Origin of the sequence: Rhodococcus sp. (in: high G+C Gram-positive bacteria) (assembly GCF_049286785.1) — a bacterium.
Taxonomy (GTDB): Bacteria; Actinomycetota; Actinomycetes; order Mycobacteriales; family Mycobacteriaceae; genus Rhodococcus_F.
In genome coordinates, this window is sequence record NZ_JBAQEO010000236.1 from 1 (window position 1) to 6,473 (window position 6,473).

Annotated in this window: 4 protein-coding genes and 1 pseudogene; all 5 read left to right on the plus strand. The window is 62.9% G+C overall.

The window, feature by feature from the left end:
* Window positions 1-66: 66 nt before the first annotated feature.
* A complete protein-coding gene (locus tag WAW17_RS09575) occupies window positions 67-915 on the plus strand; it encodes an IS5 family transposase (RefSeq protein WP_422332747.1) in 849 nt (282 codons plus the stop codon).
* Window positions 912-2,366 (plus strand): hypothetical protein, encoded by a 1,455-nt coding sequence (locus WAW17_RS09580; RefSeq protein ID WP_422332748.1) that lies wholly within the window; start codon window positions 912-914, stop codon window positions 2,364-2,366. Before WAW17_RS09575 ends, WAW17_RS09580 begins: the two co-directional genes overlap by 4 nt.
* A gap of 23 nt (window positions 2,367-2,389) precedes the next feature.
* The gene (locus tag WAW17_RS09585) at window positions 2,390-4,231 is read left to right on the plus strand and encodes an AAA family ATPase (protein WP_422332750.1); all 1,842 of its coding nucleotides are present in this window, start codon (window positions 2,390-2,392) and stop codon (window positions 4,229-4,231) included.
* A 29-nt stretch (window positions 4,232-4,260) separates the two neighbouring features.
* The gene (gene eccB / locus WAW17_RS09590; RefSeq protein WP_422332749.1) at window positions 4,261-5,763 is read left to right on the plus strand and encodes a type VII secretion protein EccB; all 1,503 of its coding nucleotides are present in this window, start codon (window positions 4,261-4,263) and stop codon (window positions 5,761-5,763) included.
* A pseudogene (locus WAW17_RS09595) lies at window positions 5,763-6,473 on the plus strand (hypothetical protein); the annotation flags it as partial. The gene eccB and the pseudogene WAW17_RS09595, both read left to right, overlap by 1 nt.

Genomic DNA, 6,473 nt, shown 5'->3' on the forward strand with positions numbered 1-6,473 from the left:
AGAGAGTGTTTTGAAAGTGTTCGATTCGGGCGCGGCGGACCGGCCGGTGGCGGCATGATTGGGGCCGTGGTTGCTCGCAGGAAACGTCGCAAGCCGACGCCGTATCCGTCCGATCTGACCGATGCCCAATGGGAGTTGATCGCACCGATGGTGCCCGCGGCGCTGCCGGGCGGTCGCCCGGCGATCCACGATCGACGGCGGATCGTGGAGGCGATCCTCTACGTCAACCGCACCGGTTGCTCATGGCGGCAGCTCCCGCATGACTTCCCGCCCTGGCAGACCGTTTTCGGGTACTTCCAGCGATGGAACGAGTCCGGGGTGACCGACCGCATCCACGACGCGCTGCGGGCGAAGCTCCGTGACCGTAGCGGCCGGGATCCGATGGCGTCGGCGGGGATGGTCGACGCGCAGGCGGTCAAGGGCGCCGACACAGTCGGAACGGACACCCGCGGATGGGACGGCGGGAAACGGGTCAACGGCAGGAAGCGACACGTGGTCACGGACTCGCTGGGCCTGTTGGTGGCCGTGCTGGTGACCGCGGCGAGCGTGCAAGACCGCGACGGTGGGCGCCTGGCGTTGTCTCGGGCGAGGACAGTGATGCCGTCGATGGTGTTGGTGTGGGCAGACGGTGGCTACGCCGGACGCCTCGTCGCGTGGGTCGCGGAGCATTGCCGGATGACGCTCGAGATCGTGCGGAAACCCAAGGGGCAGCATGGATTCAGTGTTCTGCCACACCGCTGGCTAATCGAACGGACCCTGGCGTGGCTCGTGCGTTGCCGTCGACTTGACCACGACTACGAACGCCTCCCGGCGCACTCGGAGGCGATGATCAAATGGGCAATGATCGGATTGATGGCCCGACGACTCGCCCCCGCACGCGGACGACGCCCCTGGCAGTCGACCCGCGCCGCGTGACACTTTCAGAACACTTTCTGAGTGACGATGAACTACGCGCGCTCGACATGCGCCGAATCGATGATGTGCTCAACGCTTTCGCGAGCACTCCTCTCGACAAACTAAACGACGCCCAGTGGCTCGCCGAGTTGGACAGCGCACTGATTCCGGGAAACATGAGGTGCCCCCTTGATGTACCGGACGATCCGGCTCCCCGCGCCCCGAAACGTCCCATACACCATGCTGTCGGCGACGCGGATCTCGACGATGCCGACGACCTTCAACTTCTACCGATCTGGAACGACAGCGATCACACTTCCGAGGGCGGAGCTCTGCGTGAGCCCGCGCAGGACGACGACGAAGCGCTCGACCACACCGACACAGAACCAGAACCAGAAGCAGGCGCACACCACACCGAGGACGCACTCGAATCCGATCCGGAACGCGAGAACTTGGCGCCATCGTCCGACCCTGGTCTGAACTTGAGTTCCGGTCTCCGCGATTTGCTCGCGCGCCGATTGTCATCGTTCGCGCCGGCGCGAACAGGAAGTGTGTACGGTTCCGCGACGGGCGACAGCCACCGTGACACCGGACAGACTCCATGGGCTGTTGACCGGCCGGTCCCCGCAGTGCCCGCATCGCAACAAGATTTTCCACCGAAGCCGGTCGATGACCCCGTGGTGATGTCAAATACCGCACCGGAATCTCCCACCGCAGCGCGCAACGAACCGCCCCCGATCCCGCTGCGGGCCGAGCGCGGGGAGATCGCCGGAGCCACCAGAAATGCCCTCGACTCGCTACGCACAAAGTACGGCGATCTTTCACCAAACGAACGCGCGAAATTGTTGGTGGCCGGCGTCGTCCTGGTCGTGATTCTGGTGATCGTCAGTTCCTGCCTACCCGACAAAGACAGCACCGCGCCCACCGCATCCGAAACTACCTCGCAGGCCGCACCGGCAACCGGTTCCTCGGAGATCCCCGTCCCAGACAGCGCTGTCGGTGTGCTCGCGCCGAGCACTATATCGGCGCGGTGCCCGGACGGGTCGACCGAAGCACGGCTCGCATTCACTTCGGACAAGTCGCAGGCGTGGATCTGCAAGCGAGCACTCGGGATCGACGGGGCTGTCCTCGAGATGACGTTTCCACATCCGGTCGTGGTCACCGACGTGTTCCTGGTTCCAGGCTTCGACTACGTCGAGCCGTCTGGGATCGATCGATGGGTCGAGCACCGAGCCGTGACTCGCGCCCAGTGGACGGTCGGCGGCCAGCGTTTCATTCAGCAGATCAACCCCTCCCGTGCCGGTGCGAACATGGCAATCCCGTCGGTGGAGACACAGAAGATCACGCTGACGATCATGGAAACCTCCGAAACGCCCGGTGGCAACGCCGAGCGAGGTTTCGGCGCCGCCACCGGGAAAAAGGTGGATTCCTTCGCCATCTCCCTCATCCGCATCACCGGCCACCAGCCCTGACCCAGAAATAGGAAGCGACAATGATGGACGAGAGTCAGATCGTCGACCGACACCTTCAAGCTCTCACCGCGCTTGCTGCCGGCAACACCAGCGCTGCCCGAGACCACTTCGTCTACGCACTCCGCAAGGGCACTCGCGAGTGTGACATATTCCGTGGACTGGCCGCATGCGAGCCGGGCAGGGTGGCAAGCGACGAAAATGTCCAAGCGATTTATCTGACTCGCAGCACGTTCGGGAACCTCACTTATAAGGCGTTCGTCAAGGATTGCCGCGCCGTGAAGGAACAGATCCCTGCACGTGCGGACGTCGAACACCTGCCGCAGTGCCAGTACCGAACCGGATTTTTCGGTGTCGACATCCCCATTCTGTTCCTCGGGAATGTGCACGCCGCCGCCGCGGCGGCTTATATCAACGTTCGCCAATTCGACAAGGCCCTCGCAGTACTGGACGAAGCACCAACAGATCTGCCGAGCGTGAAACTGATGACGGCGGCACTGTACTACCGCACCGAGCGCTGGCCTGACGTGATCTCGGCAGCCGCACCATTGCAGACCGCGGCGATGATCAACGAGCACGGCGCCGTCACGATCGGCGACGACGGACGGCCCGCACCGAACGTGCTGTACCAGGAGCTCTCGTACCTACTCTCAGGAACAGCGCTGGCGCACCTGGGTAGCACCTCTTCCGCCGAGTCGTCACTCACGGTGTTGCTGAACTCCCGCTTCAACCAGATTTCCGCCGAGGCTCACCGAGTGCTCGGCCTCCTGGCCCGCGCGGCCGGTGACGAACAGCAGGCTCAGAAACTGTTTGGTATCGGTGTGGCGTTATCGAAGTCCGACGATCTGGTCCGTGCGCAGACAACCCGCAACGAAATTCTGCGACTGACCAATGCAGAGATGATCTCCCGCCGCGACAGCTACTGGGACGTCACCACTGAGCCGTCATTGGCAGCCGAGCAACTCTCCGAACAGGACGACGAGCGCACGCAGCTGCTCGCCCGCGCCACCGCGGAACTGGAGCGCCAAATCGGAATGACCAACGTGAAGAAGCAGATCGCGCAACTCCGACAGAGCGTGCGGGTGACTGAAGAGTTGAAGAAGAGAGGCTTGCCTACGCCGGGCCGTTCGAACCATCTCATGTTCATGGGCCCACCCGGCACTGGCAAGACCACAATCGCGCGGGTAGTCGCCGACTTCTATGCCGGGACGGGGGTGTGCCGGATTCCGAAGATCATCGAGGTCAAACGCGCGGATCTCGTCGGGCAGCACTGGGGCGAATCCGGGCCGAAAACCAAGGCTGTGATCGCCTCCGCGCTCGGTGGCGTGCTGTTCATCGACGAAGCCTACGACTTGGTGCAGGCCACCGAAAACGGACAGACCGACCCGCTCGGCCAGGAAGCGGTGAACGTGTTGCTCACTGAGATGGAGAATCATCGCCACGACCTCGTGGTCATCATCGCGGGCTACGAAGAGGATCTGAGACGGTTCCTGGCCACCAACGACGGCTTGGTTGGGCGTTTCACCACCACGATCCGGTTCGAGACTTACTCCCCCGAGGAGTTGGCGGACATCGCCGAAGTGATCGCCGAGGGCAAGAATTGGATTCTCACAGACGACGCCAAGAAAGCGGTTTCGGACGTTGCCCGCCGCATGGTCCGCGTTATCGACGAGAACCGAAAGACGATGATTGACACGGCGGGAAATGGACGCTTCGTTCGTAATATCATCGAAAAGGCCGAAGGATACAGAAGTAGCAGGTTTGAGTCGCTAGACCTGAGTGTCATGAGCGACGATGAATTGCGAACACTGACCGAAAATGATGTGCGGTCCGCGGCCGAAGAACTCTATGAAGACCGGGCCCGATAATCGGGTCATTAAGACTGGGGGAAATGGCGATGGCGCCACGCTTTCTGACGACGAAGACACAAATTTCGGGTTACCGGATGCTGGTCCGCCGGATCGAACAGGCATTCATCCGCCGTGACACGCGCCTGCTGTCATCCCCGTTCTCCGCGCAGACCACAGCGTTCTCTTTCGGTGCTGGGATCGCCGCGCTGCTGCTTCTCGCCGGCCTGGCGATGTCGTTCATCAAACCGGCGCCGCTGCGGGGGGACGCGTCGATCATCGCGACCCAATCCGGTGGCAGGTATGTCATGCACAACGGCGCCCTGCACCCGGTGACGAACCTGTCGTCGGCCCGGCTGATCGTCGGTAAGGCGGACTCGGTCAAGACGGTCAAGGACGACGCGTTGTCGGAGTATCCGCGGGGTCTGCTCATAGGCATCCCCGGTGCGCCGGACGAGATGCGCCCCCGTACCGACGACGTGTCCCGGTGGGCGGTGTGCGCTCAGTACGACTCGGCATCGGCCCTGGATCCGACCCCGCGGACTTCGACGCGAACCCTCATCGTCGCCGGCGACAAGGAAATCGTTCCCGCACAGAACCCAATCAGCGACGACGAAGCGATCCTCGTGGGTGAGAGTGATGGCCGCACGAAACGGACTTGGCTGCTGCACGGTGGGGTCCGCAGCGAGATCACCACATCGGAGAAGGCACTGACCGCGGCCCTTCAGATCGACCGGGACACCCTCGACCGCGCGACCCCGGTCTCCTCCGTGTTCCTCGACGCCATCCCGGTCCGCGAAGCGATCCGTGCACCTCAACTGCTACGCCAGGGACAGACCTCGACCGCGATGCCGCAGTACCAGGTCGGAGCGGTTCTTTCGTCCACCGGACTCGACGGCGACTCGATGTACCTGGTCCTCGACACCGGCGTGCAGCCAGTGGGCGCGTTCGCCGCTCAGGTACTGATCAACAGCGGCTCCAAACTCGTCTCGAACGTGTCGGCAGCGCAGATCGCGGCCGCGCCGGTCGTGTCCGGTGCCGACATGGACCACTGGCCGTCGCAGCGGCCGACGCTGGTGCAGCGGGACACTGTGTGCTTCGACTGGTCACGGAACGGGCAGGCCGCGGCACAAACGTCCCTGTATGCACTGAACTCGGTGCCCTTGGAAACCGAGGCGCGTGATCGCGTGGTCGCACTGCTCCCAGCCCGCGATCAGACGCCGCAGGCCGATTTCTTCTACACCGATCCCGGCCGTGGATGGCTGGTGCAGGTGACCGGGCAGTCCGACAATTCTCTCGCGCGTGAGCAGTTGTGGTGGGTCGGTGACAACGGCGTCCGGTATGCGATCACCGGTGATTCCCGCAGTTCTCCGGCTGAAACGCTTGTCATGTTGGGTTTGGGTGAATCGACCCCGAAATTGGTTCCGTGGTCGGTTCTCCGACTGCTTCCGGAGGGCGCGAATCTATCACCTGATTCAGCTACCGTTGTTCACGAACAAATCCCCGCGGAAATGGCAGAGAATCCGCTCACAAATGTCGAAGGATTGAATTAGTGGCGCAGCAAGAATTTCATCCAAGACCACCGGATTCTCCGAAGCTCGGCGGCGAGCGTGTCGAGGTCCCCACACCGTTGGCGCAACCGGAGGGAACGAAGCCTCCGGTACTGCAGCGAATCCTGCCGATCATCATGATTATCGCGGTCGTGGGTTTCGTCGTACTTATGGTTTCGACGTCCGGATCGTTCAACCCCTACATGATGATGATGCCGCTCATGCTTCTAGTCGGTGTCCTCGGATTCATGGGCGGGGGCGGGGGCGGAACCACCGATCTGAACGCGGAGCGCCGTAACTACTTCCTCGCCACGCGCGAGCAGCGGACGATCGTGCACAGGCACGGCACAGCAATGTTCAAGGCACAGGAGGCGGCGTTCCCGCAGCCCGCCCGACTGACCCAGCTGATCGGAATCGACGAAGACGGCACCCCGTCGATGTGGACGGTGCGAGCAAAGAATCCGGGCGGTTTCGTCACCCGATCCGGCAACGAAGACGAGAAGTCCTACCGTCCCTACCTCGCCGCCCGCCTTGGACGTGGAACCGTCGAGCTCGAACCGCAGATCGTGTCCAAAGAGCTACCCGTCGCGGAGCAGCTCGAGCCGGTCACCCTCAGCGCATATCGCAAGTTCCAGCGCACCCAACGGTTCGTCCCCGGATTCCCCATTGGCTACTACCTCGGCCGGGTTCCCTTCCACTCGTTAGTCGGCGCC

What these genes read in the sequence shown, in the direction of transcription:
- WAW17_RS09585 (WP_422332750.1), top strand. Translation starts at nt 2,390, where the DNA reads ATGGACGAGAGTCAGATCGTCGACCGACACCTTCAAGCTCTCACCGCG.
- eccB (WP_422332749.1), top strand. Translation starts at nt 4,261, where the DNA reads ATGGCGCCACGCTTTCTGACGACGAAGACACAAATTTCGGGTTACCGG.